General features: G+C 46.5%; 15 protein-coding genes. 1 reads left to right on the top strand and 14 read right to left on the bottom strand.

Annotated features, from left to right (window positions below):
• Positions 1 to 4: 4 nt before the first annotated feature.
• From NIE88_RS02225 to NIE88_RS02160, 14 genes are all read right to left on the bottom strand, one after another.
• The gene (locus tag NIE88_RS02225) at positions 5 to 772 is read right to left on the bottom strand and encodes an RNA polymerase sigma factor (protein WP_253058251.1); all 768 of its coding nucleotides are present in this window, start codon (positions 770 to 772) and stop codon (positions 5 to 7) included.
• Positions 773 to 1050: 278 nt separating this feature from the next.
• Positions 1051 to 2430, bottom strand: a complete 1380-nt coding sequence (gene rlmD / locus NIE88_RS02220; protein ID WP_253058249.1) for a 23S rRNA (uracil(1939)-C(5))-methyltransferase RlmD — start codon at positions 2428 to 2430, stop codon at positions 1051 to 1053.
• Between the two features lie 323 nt (positions 2431 to 2753).
• Positions 2754 to 3815 (bottom strand): kanamycin nucleotidyltransferase C-terminal domain-containing protein, encoded by a 1062-nt coding sequence (locus NIE88_RS02215; RefSeq protein ID WP_253058247.1) that lies wholly within the window; start codon positions 3813 to 3815, stop codon positions 2754 to 2756.
• 121 nt (positions 3816 to 3936) lie between these two features.
• Positions 3937 to 4875 (bottom strand): diacylglycerol kinase, encoded by a 939-nt coding sequence (locus NIE88_RS02210; protein WP_253058245.1) that lies wholly within the window; start codon positions 4873 to 4875, stop codon positions 3937 to 3939.
• A 563-nt stretch (positions 4876 to 5438) separates the two neighbouring features.
• Positions 5439 to 6875 (bottom strand): Asp-tRNA(Asn)/Glu-tRNA(Gln) amidotransferase subunit GatB, encoded by a 1437-nt coding sequence (gene gatB, locus NIE88_RS02205; protein WP_253058243.1) that lies wholly within the window; start codon positions 6873 to 6875, stop codon positions 5439 to 5441.
• Entirely contained in the window at positions 6872 to 8332 is a 1461-nt protein-coding gene (gatA, locus tag NIE88_RS02200; protein WP_253058241.1) for an Asp-tRNA(Asn)/Glu-tRNA(Gln) amidotransferase subunit GatA, read from the bottom strand. The genes gatB and gatA overlap by 4 nt, the downstream gene beginning before the upstream one ends.
• Before the next feature lie 23 nt (positions 8333 to 8355).
• A complete protein-coding gene (gatC, locus tag NIE88_RS02195) occupies positions 8356 to 8652 on the bottom strand; it encodes an Asp-tRNA(Asn)/Glu-tRNA(Gln) amidotransferase subunit GatC (RefSeq protein ID WP_253058239.1) in 297 nt (98 codons plus the stop codon).
• Positions 8653 to 8783: 131 nt separating this feature from the next.
• The gene (locus NIE88_RS02190) at positions 8784 to 9407 is read right to left on the bottom strand and encodes a LysE family translocator (RefSeq protein ID WP_253058237.1); all 624 of its coding nucleotides are present in this window, start codon (positions 9405 to 9407) and stop codon (positions 8784 to 8786) included.
• 10 nt (positions 9408 to 9417) lie between these two features.
• Positions 9418 to 9882, bottom strand: coding sequence for an Lrp/AsnC family transcriptional regulator (locus NIE88_RS02185; RefSeq protein ID WP_253058235.1), 465 nt, complete (start codon positions 9880 to 9882; stop codon positions 9418 to 9420).
• 168 nt (positions 9883 to 10050) lie between these two features.
• Positions 10051 to 11298, bottom strand: a complete 1248-nt coding sequence (locus NIE88_RS02180; RefSeq protein ID WP_253058233.1) for a CamS family sex pheromone protein — start codon at positions 11296 to 11298, stop codon at positions 10051 to 10053.
• Between the two features lie 12 nt (positions 11299 to 11310).
• Positions 11311 to 13314, bottom strand: a complete 2004-nt coding sequence (gene ligA, locus NIE88_RS02175) for an NAD-dependent DNA ligase LigA (RefSeq protein ID WP_253058231.1) — start codon at positions 13312 to 13314, stop codon at positions 11311 to 11313.
• Complete coding sequence (locus NIE88_RS02170) at positions 13283 to 13486, bottom strand: hypothetical protein (RefSeq protein WP_253058229.1); 204 nt, start codon at positions 13484 to 13486, stop codon at positions 13283 to 13285. The genes ligA and NIE88_RS02170 overlap by 32 nt, the downstream gene beginning before the upstream one ends.
• Positions 13487 to 13528: 42 nt before the next feature.
• Positions 13529 to 15754: a DNA helicase PcrA gene (gene pcrA / locus NIE88_RS02165; protein WP_253058227.1), complete on the bottom strand. Its 2226-nt coding sequence runs from the start codon at positions 15752 to 15754 to the stop codon at positions 13529 to 13531.
• 152 nt (positions 15755 to 15906) lie between these two features.
• A complete protein-coding gene (locus NIE88_RS02160) occupies positions 15907 to 16203 on the bottom strand; it encodes a YerC/YecD family TrpR-related protein (protein WP_253058562.1) in 297 nt (98 codons plus the stop codon).
• A 353-nt stretch (positions 16204 to 16556) separates the two neighbouring features.
• Here NIE88_RS02160 and NIE88_RS02155 point away from each other — a divergent pair, with 353 nt between their 5' ends.
• Complete coding sequence (locus NIE88_RS02155) at positions 16557 to 17120, top strand: HAD-IA family hydrolase (protein ID WP_253058223.1); 564 nt, start codon at positions 16557 to 16559, stop codon at positions 17118 to 17120.
• The last annotated feature ends 85 nt before the right edge of the window (positions 17121 to 17205 follow it).

The following is a 17205-nucleotide window of genomic DNA, read 5'->3' as shown; positions in this document are numbered from 1 at the left end:
TTTTTTAATTTTGATGTGCCAAAATTGTTAAAACACTTTGATACCATTCCGCCGGGGGCTTTTTCTCAGGCATATGGTGATAAAGGTACTGAACTCTTTTTCTAACATGTTCATTATATACATAGCCCTTTTTATTATAATCTAATTTTTCCAGTAACTTATGGGATTGACGTTGCAGACTAGAACGGTTTGTTGAAAAATCTATCCAGGCCCTACAACTACAAGGATTTTTTTCATAAATAATACTGCAATGGTCTCCCAAAAAAGAATCGATATTCATTCTTGCACGATAGAGCAAACCTTTTGCCGCTCCTATAGAGATATCTAATAGATTCGCAACATATTCAATAGGCAGTCCGTACATATCCACCAGTGAAAAAGTGATACGCTGATTTAATGTCAGTTTTCGTACCATTGCCATAAAACACCCGTTTTGTAAATCCCTAATTTCTTCCGCTACAATAACCTCATCTTCCAGTTGGGGAGCAATATCGGACAATAGGGTTCCTTCCTTCTCTAATTGTTCCCAATTTTCTACTTCAGCCAGATATTTATGAGAATCCATTTTTGCCTTGTTAATAAACTCGTGAAAGCATATCGTTCCTAACCAGCTTGCCAGTGCATGCTCGCTTTTTAAGGTATCCAGCTTTTCCATTGCCTTCAAAAAGGTGTTCTGTGTCAAATCGAGGGCATCTTCCGGGTGGCAGGTCAATTTCAGGGCATAGTTATAAATGTAGCTATAATAGTTTTGATATACATCCAATATTTCCATTTTATCATCCTCAAATTAAAAGTCATCCATATTCTGACCTGTTCCCGTGTACAAGCGAAAATCCGAAAAACATCTATCCTGTTTTCTCACCAAGCCCCAAAAAGCTGAAACATCTATCCTGTCTTGTCGTCAAAGCCTGTTATCAAGCCTATACACTTGCGAACGGGATTTTCCTCAATAGACTGATTCCCATCCACAAGCAAAATCACGTTTTGAGTGTACAGTTTGAAAATCTAAAAACTACAGAAATGGCTTATCTACCAGGACTTTCCGTATTTTTACTTATCCACCCTCGTCATCAATACCGCGCACTCCACGTGCATCGTCTGCGGGAACATATCAACCGGCTGCACTTTTTTCACCTGATACCCGCCGGCGGTGAGTAACTTAAGGTCGCGTGCAAGGGTTGCAGGGTTGCAGGAAACATAGACGATCCGCTGCGGCTGCATGGCGGTCATCGTGTCGATCAGTGAGGCGTCGCAGCCTTTACGCGGCGGGTCAACGACGATAACGTCCGGATTGATGCCCTGATCGCGCCATACCGGAATCACATCTTCCGACTTTCCTACTTTGAACGTGGCGTTGGTGATCTTGTTGAGCTCGGCATTTTTCCGCGCGTCCTCGATCGCTTCGGGAACGATTTCCACGCCGTAAACGTGCTTCGCTTGTTTTGCGAGAAACAGGGAGATGGTGCCGATGCCGCAATAGGCGTCAATCACCGTTTCTTGTCCGGTCAGTTCGGCGTATTCCAATGCTTTGCCGTAGAGCACTTCGGTTTGGGTGGGGTTGACTTGGAAAAACGAGCGCGCTGAAATGGCGAAGGTGACGCCGCCGATCTGGTCGTAGATGACATCGCGCCCCCAGAGTGTTTTTGTTGTGTCGCCGAAAATTGCGTTTGTGCGCTTCGTATTGATATTCTGAGCAATCGATTTGATGTGCGGATAGCGCTCAATCAGTTCCCGGATCAGCGTCTTGCGGTGCGGGAGTTCTTCAGTACGCGTGACAAAGACAACCATGACTTCACCGGTTTTCTTGCCGACACGGGCCATGATATGACGGAGTACGCCTCGATGTTTGGTTTCGTCGTAAGGCATGACGTGATGTTCTTCGGCGATTTGGCGCGCGGTCTGAACAATGTCATCGATAATCGCTTCGGTGATCATGCAGTGATCCATGGTGACGATATCATGACTGCGTTTCTTGTAAAAGCCAAAAGCGAATTTTCCATTTTGTTGGGCGACAGGAACTTGGATCTTGTTGCGGTAACGCCACGGTTTGGCCATGCCGAGCGTTGATTCAACGTAAATGTCGGTCAGACCACCGATCCGCTCCAGTGCGTTCTGCACGATCTCGCGTTTGTAGGCGAGCTGCCCCTCGGAGCTGATGTGCTGGATGGCGCAGCCGCCGCACTGGTCATAGTATGGGCATGGCGGTTCGGCACGACGGTCACTGGTTTTGGTCAGCTCGATTAAGCGGCCGTACCCATAGCCCTTTTTGGTTTTGATGACTTGAATTATTGCCTTTTCACCGGGCAGTCCTCCGGGAATGAATAGTGTATAACCGTCCACCTTTGCCACAGCAGACCCGTCCTGGGTTAGATCGCTGAAGCTGACTTCAAGCTGTTCATTTTTCGCTACAGGTATGTTGGATTCAGACATTTTTCGAACTCCTAATCGTTGTATCGTTATTCTTCATCTGCAGGGATATGAGGCGACGCAGGATTTATCGGTCTCTTTTCGTATTTTATCGGTCGTTTCTCTTAATCGCGCGGTCTCAACACGTTGCATCTCTCTATAAGATAGCGGTAAACACATGCTAAAACAAGTGCTCACACTCATGCGAAATGTGCCATGAACCGCAAAAAGTTCATGGCACATTGTATGATTGAAGCTGCTTGCCTTTTGTTTATGTTTATCTCTTTATTGCTGCATGGATTTGCTGAGTTATTGTTTTTTCCGTTTATAAACTAAGATAATCTTTCTCAAAGTCCTTCAACGACGTGTAGTGTTTTACAGGCCTTCCGTAGCTTCACATACTCGTTGCGATATCGTTCCATCATTCGATCAAAGGCTGCCGCAAAGCCTTCGAGATCACGCGGATCGAATGCCTTCAGCAAATTAATTTTCACAGTCCCATATTCCTCATGCATCTCATCATAAAATTGCTGACAAGCCATAGCCGTCATCAACGATAAATGAACGTCATTGTTTTTCACTGCAAAATGTACCTTGTTTCGCCAATTGGAATAGATTTCTTCGTATGTTCCCGTTAGAGCATCTGACGTTGGAATTGGTGATTTCTCTGCAAACGGCTTACCTGCCTCAACGTGTAGCTGCTTCACTGATTTCATTATATGGGTAGCAGCGGTTTTGATCTCCTGCATGCTCCGCGCATGAATTAAATGGGTCACATTTTTCTCAAAATCATTGGGTACGGTCTCCATCTGCAGTATCTCACGCAAATGATCCTTCACACCGTATTTAAAATAACTATGATTCAATAAACAAATGACATTTTTAACTCCGTCCAAGATGTTTGCTGCGTAATAGCGACAAAGGCTCAGGTCATCTGTCAACATAAGTTTGGCATATTTTAACATGGCATTTTGCAACTGGGGTTCCGTTTTGTCATAAATCTCTTTGGTCAAAGGCGCTTGCAGAACTGCAAGTGCCTGTTGCTTCAGCCGTTCAAAACGTTCCCTATACTTTTCTGCGGCGCAATAGACAAGATCGACATCAACGACATGTGATACAAGCGGGTGATCGTAAGAAGCCATCTTTTCCAGACTTTCCCACGAGGAACAATAGATGTCATAACCGATATCATCCAGAATAAAGCAGGAAGCGATTTCCCATGCCTTTTTATCATTGATGACAATCAGCAAATCAAGATCCGACTTTTCATAAAATTCCCCGGTATAAAAAGAACCGCACACACCAATTAGCGCAACAGCATCAGGGCAATCACGTTTCACGCGTTCAATGACAATTTGAATAATTTTTCTATTTCTTTCCAAAAGTTGTTCTTTTACACTATTTTCCATATTTAATTTCCCTTATCCGCCATTTTGTAAGTGATGAAAACTTGCCCGTTTGTCCTGTGCGATCTATTTTTCCTCAAAAAAACACCGCGTGATCGTACCTTTTTTTGTGAGCGACTCAATCTTATTGGTATTGTTTCACTTCCTGCTCGGCTTCGAGAAGGTGCGCATCCTCGGTTTCTTTCGGGACCATTAAATGAAAATGGTGATAGAGGTTGATGATCTCACCGGGCAGGTCACCGCCATATTCACCGTCGATATTGAGCTGCATTTTTTCTTCGGATTCGATTTTAATTCGGCTGGCCTGTGCATAAATGACTTTCGGATCTTTCATGTGCTCGCCGCGGGTCGCCATCGATGCGAGGCGGATAAACTCAGCAAGATTCGCCGCCTTCAAAATAATCAGATCAAAGAGACCGTCATTCAGCTTAGCATCCGGCGCTAATTTTTCAAATCCGCCGACTGAATTGCTGTTGGAGACAAGGAAAAGCATGATGTCGCCTTCAAAGGTGCGGTCGTCATAATCAATTTTCACTTTTATCGGTCGGATTGATGGGAGCATTTCAATTCCTTTAATAAAATAGGCTAATTGACCGATCATTGTTTTCAGTTTACTTGGCACATCGTAGCTCAGTTCTGTCAGTTTGCCGCCTCCAGCGATGTTCACGAAATAACGATCATTGACTTTCCCAATATCAATCGGCATTTCATGGCCGTCGCACAGCACATCACAGGCCTTGACGATATCGCGCGGGATACCGATGGCACGTGCAAAATCGTTGGTTGTTCCTAAGGGCAGGATTCCGAGCTTCGGGCGGTATTCCTTCTCCGCGAGTCCGCTGATCACTTCATTAATGGTACCATCACCGCCGGCCGCGACAACGAGATCAAAATTTCGTTTAAACGCTTTACGTGCAGCTTTCGTTGCATCTCCCTCTCTTTTGGTCGCATAGGCAGATGCTTCATATCCCGCATCTTCAAGCCGGTCCAGGATATAGGCGATGTTTTTTTTCGCCAGCTCCCGGCCTGATGTGGGATTGTAAATGATTCTAGCCTTCTTCATGATTATCACCCAATCAATCTCTATATGAAGATTTTCCATTGAACAGAAACATTAGAAAACTTGGCTTCGCCAAGCCTCTGACGAAGGCGAATCCTTAGTTGCACTTATACTATTTTCCTTAAATTTTATATACTTATAGTACAAAAGGAGCCTACTCATGTCGGCCCGGTTCTTATGCCGTATGAATGATTTCTGTTGGCTCATCGATGATCATTCTTCATTCATTCTGTCCGATACGAATAATCACTAATCAACAATCATCCGGTTGTGTCTGGATGCGTTTACGTAGTCAGGCGCTGTTTAAGATTTCGCGCTCAGCCTTCTTATTTTATTATATTGTAAACGATTTTTAAAATCAAAATCGATCATATGAAAAAATAACGACAGGGCCAGCCGCAAGCTGGGAATCGCAAAGCTTTTGTCACGATTTATCGAACGTTCAGTTCACAGTCACTGTGTGACGAGTATTCCAAACATCGGCATTCGGTCTTGATCCCGAATCTGCCGCTACAATCAAAAAAACGGGACTCCTGAGCAATCAGGAATCCCGCTTCGTCACTTTTTTACAGTTTGTTAATTTCATCAATAATAATTTTATTGACCATTTTCGGGTTTGCTTTGCCATGGGTTTGTTTCATGACTTGGCCGACGAGGAAGCCGAGTGCGCGATCCTTGCCATTCTTATAGTCAATCATCGATTGCTTGTTGGCCTCAAGGATTGGCGTCAACATGTCGCGCAGTGCGCCTTCATCAGAGATCTGAACGAGCCCCTTGGCTTTAACGATCTCTTCCGGATCGCCGCCTTTTTCAATCAGTTCCTTGAAGACCTTTTTGGCGATCTTGCTGGAAATCGTGCCTTTTTCAATCAATTGGATAAGCTTGGCCAGGCCCTGCGCTGTCATTGGAACTTGGTCAATAGTCTTGTAATTGCTGTTGAGATACGCGGATACTTCGCCCATCAGCCAGTTGGAAACAAGCTTGGCGTCGGCGCCTTCAGCAACCGCAGCTTGGAAGAAGTCGGACATCGTCTTCGTCTGCGTGAGCACCATTGCATCATACTCCGGAAGACCAAGTTTTTCGACGTAGCGCTTCTGGCGCGCATCCGGCAATTCTGGAATCTCAGCCTTGATGCGGTCAATCCATTTCTGATCGATTTTCAGTTTGATAATGTCCGGTTCCGGGAAGTAGCGATAGTCATCGGAGCCTTCTTTTCCACGCATAACCGTTGTCGTCTTCGTCGCATCATTATAACGACGCGTTTCCTGAACAACTTCGCCGCCGGAAAGCAGTACGCGTTCCTGACGCATTTCTTCGTAGGCGAGACCTTTTTCAACAAAAGTGAACGAATTGAGGTTCTTCAATTCAGTCTTTGTACCGAATTCTTTTTGTCCGTATGGACGAATCGAGATGTTGGCGTCACAGCGAAGCGATCCTTCCTCCATCTTAACGTCGGAAACATCAATATACTGCATGATCGCTTTTAACTTTTCTAAATAAGCATAGGCTTCTTTAGGGTCGCGCATATCTGCTTCGGATACAATTTCAATCAGCGGCGTGCCGACACGGTTAAAGTCGACGAGAGAGCCGGAACCGTCTTCAAGGTGACTCAGCTTGCCGGCATCTTCCTCGAGGTGAAGGCGGTGCACACCGATTCGCTTCTTTTCGCCATCGACTTCAATTTCGATGTAGCCATTGCGTCCGATCGGCTGGTCAAACTGAGAAATCTGGTACGCTTTCGGATTGTCCGGATAAAAATAGTTTTTACGGTCGAATTTCGTCTCTCGGGAGATCTCGCAATTCAGTGCCAGTGCGGCCTTGATTGCGTAATCTACTGCCTCACGATTCAAAATCGGCAGCACGCCCGGATGTCCAAGACAAATCGGACACGTATTGGTGTTCGGTTCGGCGCCGAATTGGTTGGCGCAGCCGCAGAACGCTTTCGTTTTCGTTTTCAGTTCGACATGGACTTCAAGTCCGATGACGGTTTCAAAATTACTCATTGATTCATCGCCCCTTTGGCAGGCGTTAATGTAAATCCGGCTGTCTGCTCATAGGCATGCGCGGCGCGGTACAGTGTCTCTTCGCCGAACGGTCGGCCGATCATCTGCAGGCCGACCGGGAGTCCGCCAGCAAGACCGCACGGCAGGCTGATTGCCGGAATACCAGCAAGGTTAACCGGGATTGTCAAAAGGTCGTTTGCGTACATCGTTAATGGATCATCAATATTTTCACCGATCTTAAACGCAGGTGTCGGTGTCGTCGGTCCGACAATGAGGTCATGATTTTGGAACACTTTTTCAAAATCCTGCTTGATCAGTGTACGAACTTGCTGCGCTTTCTTGTAGTAAGCATCGTAGTAGCCTGAACTGAGCGCGAAGGTACCAAGCATGATCCGGCGTTTGACTTCGTCGCCGAAACCTTCACTTCTTGACTTCTTGTACATCTCAATCAGATCGTTTGTTTCCGCGCGCACACCGTAGCGCACGCCGTCAAAACGGGCGAGGTTCGCCGATGCTTCGGAGGAAGCGATAATGTAGTAAGCAGGAACGGCATACTTCGAATGTGGCAGGGACACTTCGTCAACAATCGCCCCAAGTGATTCAAGCTGTTTGATCGCCGTACGAATCTTCCCTTTAACCGATTCGTCAATGCCGGCGCCCAGATATTCCTTTGGTACGGCAACACGCAGACCTTCAATGTCGCCGGTCAGCTCAGCGGCATAGTGCGGAACCGGTACATCCGCACTGGTTGAATCATGGCGATCAAGACCTGCGATGGCTTCAAGCAGATAGGCATTGTCTTCAACCGTACGCGTGATCGGTCCAGCCTGATCCAGTGACGAAGCAAACGCCACCAGACCATAACGCGACACGCGGCCATAGGTCGGTTTCATGCCGACCACACCACAGAATGCGGACGGCTGACGGATGGAACCGCCGGTGTCTGTCCCGAGCGCGAACAGCACTTCGCCCGCAGCAACTGCCGCTGCCGAACCGCCGCTGGAACCGCCGGGAACGCGTTCCAGATCCCACGGATTTTTCGTAATTGCGAACGATGACGTTTCTGTTGACGATCCCATCGCGAACTCGTCCATGTTTAATTTTCCGATCGTAATCGCCTTTTGCGTCTTGACCTTGTCCACTACAGTAGCATCATAGAGCGGATCATAGTTTTCAAGAATGTGGCTGGCACAGGTTGTTTTCAACCCTTTTGTCACCATATTATCTTTAATGCCAATCGGCATTCCGGAAAGAATCGCTTCTTCTGCCGTACCGTTCTCGTCAAGCGCTTTAGCTTCACTGCGAGCTGCTTCTTCATTCAAGGTCAGAAACGCCTTCACGTCCCCATCGACTTCATGAATACGTGCGAACGCTTCATCGACAAGATCGGATGCCTTAATTTCCTTGTTATGTAACTTTTGAGACAAAGACACGAGGCCTTCTTCAAAAAGTGGCATCACTTCATCCTCCTTCTATTCGGTCAATCCGCTTCCATAATCAGCGGCACTTTCACTTGTCCTTCTTCCTGCAGCGGCGCGTTCTTGAGCGCTTCTTCGCGTGGCAGCGAGGGCTCAACAACATCGTCACGCATCACATTGTACATATCAAGCACATGCGTCGTCGGTTCGATGCCTTCCGTATCGAGCGCGTTCAGCTGTTCGGCAAAACCGATAATATCGTCGAGCTGTGTTGTGAAGGTCTTAATTTCTTCATCGGTAAACGAAAGTCGTGCCAAATCCGCAACGTACTTAACCTGTTCTTCGTTAATTCTGCTCATCTTTTTCACCTCCGCCAATCGGCTTCATTTGCCACCTCTTGGCAAGTTCCAACACTGTTCTAATCATATCAAATACCATTGACACTATGCAATAATCGGACCTGAAACAATATGATTCGATGCAGGTTTCCTTAAAGTAAATTTCCTATGACCTGCCACAGCGAAACCATTCCAAAACTGAAAATGATGCCGGCAGATAAGCGATTCACCCAGACCAGCATCTTTTTGTTCATCTTTTCCCGAAAATGACCGACACATACGCTGAGAAGCAGCCACCAAGCGGCAGAACCGCAAAAAACGCCGAAAACTAAGAAAAGGGATGATCGTACCTCGCTGGAAGTAATTCCAATGCCCGCAAAAATGCTGATGAACGAGAGAATCGTCATTGGATTGGTTAGCGTCAATACCAATGTTGTTGTGTAGGCACTGAAAAGCTGCCTGCTTCCTGCGAGGTTTGCCGGTTTATCCGCAACTTTTGCACGCCATGTCTGCACGCCGAGAAAACAGAGAAAACTGCCGCCGAGTGCGTGCAGCCAAATCTGCTGATCAAGCAAAAAGTGAGAGATAACCGTCAGCCCGAAGGCGGCGATTGCACCATAAATAGCATCTGCGCTAGCCGCGCCAATTCCGGACAGCAAACCATGAAGTCTGCCAAAAGCCAGTGTTCGGCGAATACAGAGGACACCAATCGGACCGACCGGCGCGGCAATGGCGAAGCCTAATAGAATTCCTTTAAAAAGAATGGATGAATCCATAAACGGCACCTCATGAAAAACGTTCGGCGTGAATCGGGAGCCGCGCCGTTTCTTTGAGTGAATTCATGACGATGGTCGTCCGTGTTTTCACGCCCGGAAGCTTCTTCAACTCACTGCTGATGACACGGTCCAGATCTTTGGTATCACGGGCGCGTACTTTAAGCAAATAATCGTAGTCCCCTGCAATATGATGACATTCCTGAACTTCGACCAGTTCATGGATCAATTCAAGGAATGCCGCACGCTGCTCGGTTTTTTCAAGAGTAACTGCGACAAAGGCCGTGCACGTATTGCCTACAAGCTCCGGGTCAATCATCGCCTCGTACGCCTTGATCACTCCTCTTTCCTCCAATCGGCGGACACGTTCTGCTACTGCCGGAGACGACAGATCAACTTCTCCGGCCAGATCGGACCAAGTCGCCCGTCCCTGTGTCATTAATATGCGCAGTATCTTTAAATCAAGCTTATCCAACACCTCATCTCCTTTATTATATTAATTTTTATCATCATATTAGTTAATATACATTGTATTAAAGGTATTTTCCATATTATTTTAAACTTTATATACTAATTTTTAATTTTTTGCAAAAAAAGTGAAACCGCCGCGGAGCAGTTTCACTTCATGATCGCATACCGTAATTATTTAATGCTGGAAAATATGAACATAGGGCTGGTCCATTGATTCCGTCCGTTCAATAAGTGCCTCAGGTATATCATTTGTTGAAATGTAAATGTGAATCGGGATGCTTCGCTCAAATGGTAACCGTTTTTCCACGAGCGAGGTCACATAGTTCGTAAAGCCGATCATTTCCGACTCGTCAACAAATTTATTAAAGTTTATGTTTAAAGTCAAATCACTAAGTTCTTTATTTCGATAGAATGCTTTACCGATAACCCCGACATAGTTTGGATAGTATTTCTGTACATCATTCTTGATTTGATTAAACTTATCCAGATCACCTTTATAGCTGTTGGTAGCATTGTCGGAAGGAAACAGAACATGGTGTTCATTTACACTAGTCCATTTGCTGATTGAACTGGATCCAGCGGAAATTTCCGTCTTAGCGACAAAGTCGCCCGGAACATAGGATTCCGGTTCCGCAGTAACGTAAAGCGTTAAAAAAATCGGGATTTTTTGCAGATCTTCATAGGTCTTATCGCTTGAATCTTTATTGTCCTTTCCGATGTCTCGTATTCGCTGAACGATTTGCTGGGCATGTGCCTTGGCCCAGCCTTCAACCTTTGCACGATTCAATTTTTCAGAGATTGGATAGATCTTGCCGTTATAGTTGATATTGTCCGCATAGACTGAATTCAGTGAAACAGCAACGGACATGCCGGCAATCTTATATTGCCCTTTGCTATTTCTCTTCATGTAGTCCTGCTCAAGTACATAATTGATATACTTCGGACTGTTTTTCGACTGTTCAACAATATTTTTCCCTTTTCCAAGCGCCGGGTTGATGCCGGGAATGACGGTTTTCTGCTGATCTTTTGGCAGGCTTTTATTCGCAGCACGCTGCGGCTCCGACCCTTTTCGATAGAGTATACTGTTAATATCCGTGTTTTTCATATATTGTCCCATTTGAAAGACATAATCATTTGGGCTGAACACATCTTTGGACAAGTCCATCAAACCGGTCTCCATCTGATCCATATCCACTCGGTTTTTCGGTCCATATTGAATATAACCGCGCGTTGTACTGTCGGATTTCGGGCGCAGCATTTGATAATCCGAATCATTCGCGCTCGGGATCAGGCTTGCATTTTCAGTCTTTCCGTTGCTATTTTTAACCGTGCTGTTGTTTGAATTGTTAAACCAGCACCCTGAAAGTACCAGCTGGAGGCCAAGTAGGACGGAACAAGCCGCCGCCGTTTTTTTCCATTTCATTTGGAGCATCCCCTATTCCTTGAGCGTTTCAGCAAAGTGCGCTTCATCCCAGACTTCAATCTGCAGTTCCCGCGCTTTTTTAAGCTTTGATCCGGCTGCTTCTCCGGCAACGACAAGATCGGTGCTGGCGCTGACGCTCCCGGTTACCTTGCCGCCGCGTCGTTCAATCTCTTCTTTGGCTTCGTTTCGTGTCATCAGCGTCAGTTTACCAGTCAGCACAACGGTCTTTCCGTTAAACGGCGAATTCGATTGGGCGGCAGCCTCCGGATCCGGACCGAGATAGGTCATGTTCACGCCGGCACTTTTCAATTCATTGATCAGCGCGCCGACCTCCGGTTTTGAGAAATAGGCGATCAATGAGTCGGCCATTTTCTCACCGATTTCATCGACGGCGACCAGTGCGTCCATATTGGCAGATGCCAAGTGATCGATATCTTTAAACGATTGAGCTAACAGTTTCGCGGCTTTGGAACCGATATAGCGGATGCCAAGTCCGAAAAGCAAGTGTTCAAGCGAGTTTTCTTTAGACCGTTCAATGGCGCTCAGCAGGTTGTCGGTTGATTTCTCACCCATGCGTTCCATGGAAATCAAGTCATCGCGATTCAGTTTATAAAGATCGGCAACGTCAGCAATCAGCTTCTTTTCAAAGAGCTGGGTGATCACCTTTTCACCTAAACCGTCAATGTTCATCGCACCTCGAGAGACAAAATGAATCAGTCCTTCCCGAATCAGCGCCGGGCATTTGGGATTGATGCAGCGCAGTGCGACCTCTTCTTCAAGCCGCACAAGCGCGCTGCCGCATTCCGGACAGTGCGTCGGCATCGCATAAGGCAGCTCGCTGCCCGTTCTCTGCTCCGTAAGCACGTTCACGACTTCAGGAATGATATCACCCGCTTTTCGAATGACAACACGATCACCAATCCGCAAATCTTTCTCCCGAATCAAGTCTTCGTTATGAAGGGAGGCTCTTTTGACCGTTGTTCCGGCAACAGATACCGGAGTAAGTACGGCTGTCGGTGTAACAGCCCCCGTACGGCCGACACTCACTTCGATTGCTTCCAGTGTGGACACAACTTCTTCTGCGGGAAATTTATAAGCAATCATCCAGCGCGGCGATTTGACGGTATTGCCCAACTGCTGCTGCTGCGCCATATCATCTACCTTGACGACGATGCCGTCGATGCCATACGGCAGTGCGTCTCTTTTTTCGGTATATTCTTTTATATAATCAAAAACCTCTTCCATCGTCCGACAGCGCCGTGATTCCGGATTGACCGGCAGACCGAGCGCGCGGATGGATTCGAGCAGATCATAGTGTGTTTTGATCCTATCACGATTAAATCGTCCGGCACTGTATAGAAAAACGGAAAGCCTTCGTTTCGCCGATATTTTCGGATCAAGCTGTCTGAGTGAACCGGCTGCTGCGTTGCGCGGGTTGGCAAAAAGCGGTTCCTCATTTTTTTTACGTTCCTCATTAAGCTTGTCAAACGATTTTTTTGGCATATAAGCCTCACCGCGCACTTCAATGTCAATCGGTTCCGGAAGAACAAGCGGCAAGGAACGAACGGTCTTCAAATTGTGGGTAATATCTTCTCCGACCGTTCCGTTTCCGCGCGTCGCACCCAGCACAAAGTTTCCTTTTTCATAGGTAAGTGAGATTGCCAGACCGTCGATTTTCAATTCACAGACATAGGTCACGTCATCACCAACCGCCTGTCGAACACGGCGGTCAAAGTCCAGCAGCTCCTCTTCACTGAACACATCCCCGAGACTGAGCATGGGAATTTCATGCGTCACCTTAGTGAAGGCTTTGAGCGGATTGCCGCCCACGCGCTGTGTCGGGGAATCCGGTGTGATCCACTCAGGGTGCTGCTTCTCCAGCGCAAGCAGCCCGTTCATCAACCGATCGTATTCGCTGTCGGGCACACTTGGATTGTCTTCCACGTAATATTCATAGCTGTATTGATTCAGTTGCCGGTGCAAATCAATGACATGTTGCGGCAGTCGCTCTTCCATGGTTCGTTACTCCTTTATGCCAATAATCCATAAGCAAATTAAAAGCTGCGCGTTCATGCGGCCGGATTAAGATGATTTTGACCGGATTTCCCGCAGTAACGACTGAATGGTATGCGTTAATGATCGGTTTGTTCGCGTCAAAGAGCGATTTTCGCAATAACCACGGTTCCATTCGTTATCGCCAATAAAAAGACACAGCTTCACTAGTATGGCCTCATTCAACTTTCTCAATCGGGGCAAATGCTCCGAGAAGCCGTTTCAAGCCGATCGGGCTGGGAAATACAATATCCAATTCGGCGCTGTCGCCCGTTCCTCGGGCGGCGACAATCGTACCCTGTCCCCACTTTTTATGTGCCACTTTATCGCCTGCACGCCATTCTTCATTATTATGATTGTTCCTCTGCAAAACAGGCTTCGGCTTCGTGTAGGCCGGAGCAAATCGTTTTTCAAAGGGAGAGGCGGATTTCGCTGAAAATCGGCCGGAGATCTGTTCCTCTTCCGAATCCTCCTGCGCGATCAATTCCTGCGGAATCTCCTTAATAAAACGCGATGCGGGATTGGCAATCGTTTTGCCGAACAGCATGCGCACTTGCGCACTCGTCAGAAAAAGCTGTTGCTTGGCACGGGTGATGCCGACATAGGCAAGCCGGCGTTCCTCTTCCATCTCATCACCGTCATCTAAAGCACGCAAATGCGGAAAAATGCCCTCTTCCATGCCGACAAGGAAAACAACAGGAAATTCCAGTCCTTTAGCAGAGTGAAGTGTCATCAGCGTCACCGCGTCTTGTGATACCTGATCGTCCTGTTGGTCGATATCAGCGTCAAGCGCCAGCTCGGTCAGAAAATTAATCAGTGATTTATCATCATTTCCGCTTTCGAATTCCTTTGTTACCGACAGAAATTCTTCCAGGTTTTCCAAACGGCTCTGTGCTTCAATTGTACGTTCAGCTTTGAGCGCTTCACGATAACCGGACTTATCCAGAACCTCTTCAACAAGCTCGGTTACAGATAAGAATTCCTGCATTTTCGACCAGTTGAGAATCATTTCAGCGAAGGCTTTCATTTTGCCCGCAGTGCGTGCCGCAATACCAGTCTGTTCGACATCGTCAATTGCCTGCATTAATGATAGATTCGCCGCAATTGCGTAGTCGGCCAGCTTATCCATAGAGGATGCACCGATACCGCGCTTCGGTTCATTAATCACACGCGCCAGGCTGATCTCATCTTCAGGATTGGCAATCAGGCGCAAATAGGCGAGCACATCCTTGATTTCCTTGCGGTCGTAGAATTTGATACTACCGACCATTCGATAGGGAATATTCGATTTGACAAGCGTCTCTTCGATCACACGGGATTGAGCATTCGTTCGGTACAGCACGGCTAATTCCGAGTACTTAAAGCCGTTATTGAACAGCTCACGCATCTTCCCCGCAACATAGTAGCCTTCCTCGCGTTCGGTCGGTGCTCGGTAATAGGCTATTTCCTTGCCGTCCGCATTTTCCGTCCACAGATTTTTCGGCTTGCGATCATGATTGTTCTGAATGACATGGTTCGCCGCGTCAAGAATCTTCTTCGTCGATCGGTAGTTTTGCTCCAGTTTGATCACTTGCGCGTTCGGATAATCTTCCTCGAATGAAAGTATGTTGTGAATGTCTGCGCCGCGCCAGCCATAGATCGATTGGTCGGAGTCGCCGACGACACACAGATTTTTAAACCGGTCGGCAAGCATATGGACAAGCAAGTACTGCGACCGGTTCGTATCCTGATATTCATCGACATGAATATATTGAAACTTCTTCTGATAGAATACCAGCACTTCCGGCACACGCTGAAACAGATGGACCGTTGTCATAATCAAGTCGTCAAAGTCGAGCGACTGATTCTGCAGCAGTTTTTTCTCATAATCTTGGTAAACATCGCGGGCCACCTCTTCAAAAGGTCCCTGCACCGTTTTTGCGAAATCGGCAGCTGTTTTCAGTTCGTTTTTAGCGGAGCTGATCACGCCTAAAACACTGCGCGGTGTGAACTTCTTCGGATCGAAGTTCTTTTCTTTGAGAATCTGCTTAACAACCGACAACTGATCGGTGCTGTCCAAAATGGTAAAGTTGCGACTGAGCCCCATGCGATCAATGTCTCGGCGCAGAATCCGCACGCACATTGAGTGAAAGGTCGACACCCATGTATCCTCAACAAGCGGTCCTGCCAATTTTGCCAGCCGCTCCTTCATTTCCTTAGCTGCCTTATTGGTAAACGTGATGGCCAGAATATTCCATGGTGCAATATCCCGTTCAATCATCAAATAAGCCATGCGATGCGTCAGTACACGTGTCTTTCCGCTTCCTGCTCCGGCCATGATTAACAGCGGCCCCTCGTGGTGCTTCACTGCTTTTAATTGTTCCGGATTAAGTCCTTCCAGTAATTCCTGTGAAAGTCGTTCCATTCAGATCACTTCCTAAAAATAGAATCCATATCAGCCATTTATGTAAAAAATGCTCAAAATGCAAAGTCGGCGTATTCTGAATGACTCATTTTCCCAGAACATCGCCGCCTCAATACATCGTTTCTTCAACGTAAAAAACGAAGCAACTCGCTTTAATTTTCTTTTTCCAGTCGATCAAGCGTCATCTTATAGCCGTCCGTACCAAAATTAATGCAGCGTTTCACACGAGAAATAGTCGCCGTGCTGGCACCGGTCTCTTTTTCAATCTGATGATAGGTCTGCCCCTCCATCAGCATTCTCGCCACTTGAAGCCGCTGCGATAAAGATTGAACTTCGCCCATAGTGCACAGATCGTCAAAAAAACGATAGCATTCCTCGCGATCTTTCAATGTCAAGATGGCGTCAAACAGCTGGTCAAGCGCTTTGCCTCTTAATTTATCAATTTGCAACCTTGTCCATTCCTTTCTCGTCGGTTGAATCCGTAACTTCATCACGTTTTCTGTATGCATAATCACCCGATCGTGCTGATTAAATGACACGAATACAGGCACCCTTTTTCTTTTTTTAATTAACGCAGGAGATTCGTCTAAAACTTGCAAAACCGCTACTTATAACATCTTACCTCAAATATGGTTTGCGATAAAGTCGAAGCAGTAAATGTTTTCGCCCTTTACCGTATGAAATTGACCATTGATGCAATTAAAACTAATTATTCATAAAGATTGCTCTATGTGGTTATGTTTTCATGATTATGTTAGCCTAGAGATGCTTGAAGATTATACTTAGCGAGGACGTGAGCGATGTGAACATTCTCTGGGACTTTGATGGGACGATCTGTGATACGTACCCGGTGTACACGCAACTATTAAAACAAGTGATCGGCAATAAGTTTAGTGAACAGGACATTTACAGACAGTTAAAAATATCGGAAAGCACTGCCCTTGCAACGTTTCAAGTCAACCACGAACAGATTCGCCGCTATCATCAACTGGTCAGAACATGTCCCGCGGATGCATTTAAGCCTTTTCCATTTATTGAAAAAGTTCTTGCTGCTGCCAATAAAAACGTTATCATGACGCATAAAAGCCATGATTCACTCATTCCAATTTTAAAGCACTATCGATTAGATACCTATTTCAGCGAGTTCGTAACAAGAGATAACGGCTTCCCGCGCAAACCGGACCCGGCCTCATATATTTATTTGGATGAACACCATGGTTTTGATCTTGCTGTCGGCGACCGCACGCTCGATATCATTCCGGCAAAAAAATTGGGAAAGAAAACCTGCTTATTTCAAAATCACCAGACGGGCGCAGATTTTTACATTGACAGCTATGATGAATTCTTTGATTGCGTGCACCTGTGAGAGGATTGGCTTAGCTTTATCGAACGTTTCCGCTAATTTATCGAATGTTTCGAAATTTTTATCAAGCGTTTTGCTGATTTCAAAC

Origin of the sequence: Sporolactobacillus shoreicorticis (genome assembly GCF_024125445.1) — a bacterium.
In the GTDB taxonomy this organism is placed as follows: domain Bacteria; phylum Bacillota; class Bacilli; order Bacillales; family Sporolactobacillaceae; genus Sporolactobacillus; species Sporolactobacillus shoreicorticis.
Note: the sequence above shows the minus strand (reverse complement) of the source record. Positions and strands in the feature narration are given on the sequence as shown.

Bases quoted from the DNA above. Each gene is read 5' to 3' on its own strand.
- NIE88_RS02225 (WP_253058251.1), bottom strand. From the start codon at position 772: ATGGAAATATTGGATGTATATCAAAACTATTATAGCTACATTTATAAC.
- rlmD (WP_253058249.1), bottom strand. From the start codon at position 2,430: ATGTCTGAATCCAACATACCTGTAGCGAAAAATGAACAGCTTGAAGTC.
- NIE88_RS02215 (WP_253058247.1), bottom strand. From the start codon at position 3,815: ATGGAAAATAGTGTAAAAGAACAACTTTTGGAAAGAAATAGAAAAATT.
- NIE88_RS02210 (WP_253058245.1), bottom strand. From the start codon at position 4,875: ATGAAGAAGGCTAGAATCATTTACAATCCCACATCAGGCCGGGAGCTG.
- gatB (WP_253058243.1), bottom strand. From the start codon at position 6,875: ATGAGTAATTTTGAAACCGTCATCGGACTTGAAGTCCATGTCGAACTG.
- gatA (WP_253058241.1), bottom strand. From the start codon at position 8,332: ATGCCACTTTTTGAAGAAGGCCTCGTGTCTTTGTCTCAAAAGTTACAT.
- gatC (WP_253058239.1), bottom strand. From the start codon at position 8,652: ATGAGCAGAATTAACGAAGAACAGGTTAAGTACGTTGCGGATTTGGCA.
- NIE88_RS02190 (WP_253058237.1), bottom strand. From the start codon at position 9,407: ATGGATTCATCCATTCTTTTTAAAGGAATTCTATTAGGCTTCGCCATT.
- NIE88_RS02180 (WP_253058233.1), bottom strand. From the start codon at position 11,298: ATGAAATGGAAAAAAACGGCGGCGGCTTGTTCCGTCCTACTTGGCCTC.
- ligA (WP_253058231.1), bottom strand. From the start codon at position 13,314: ATGGAAGAGCGACTGCCGCAACATGTCATTGATTTGCACCGGCAACTG.
- NIE88_RS02170 (WP_253058229.1), bottom strand. From the start codon at position 13,486: ATGGAACCGTGGTTATTGCGAAAATCGCTCTTTGACGCGAACAAACCG.
- pcrA (WP_253058227.1), bottom strand. From the start codon at position 15,754: ATGGAACGACTTTCACAGGAATTACTGGAAGGACTTAATCCGGAACAA.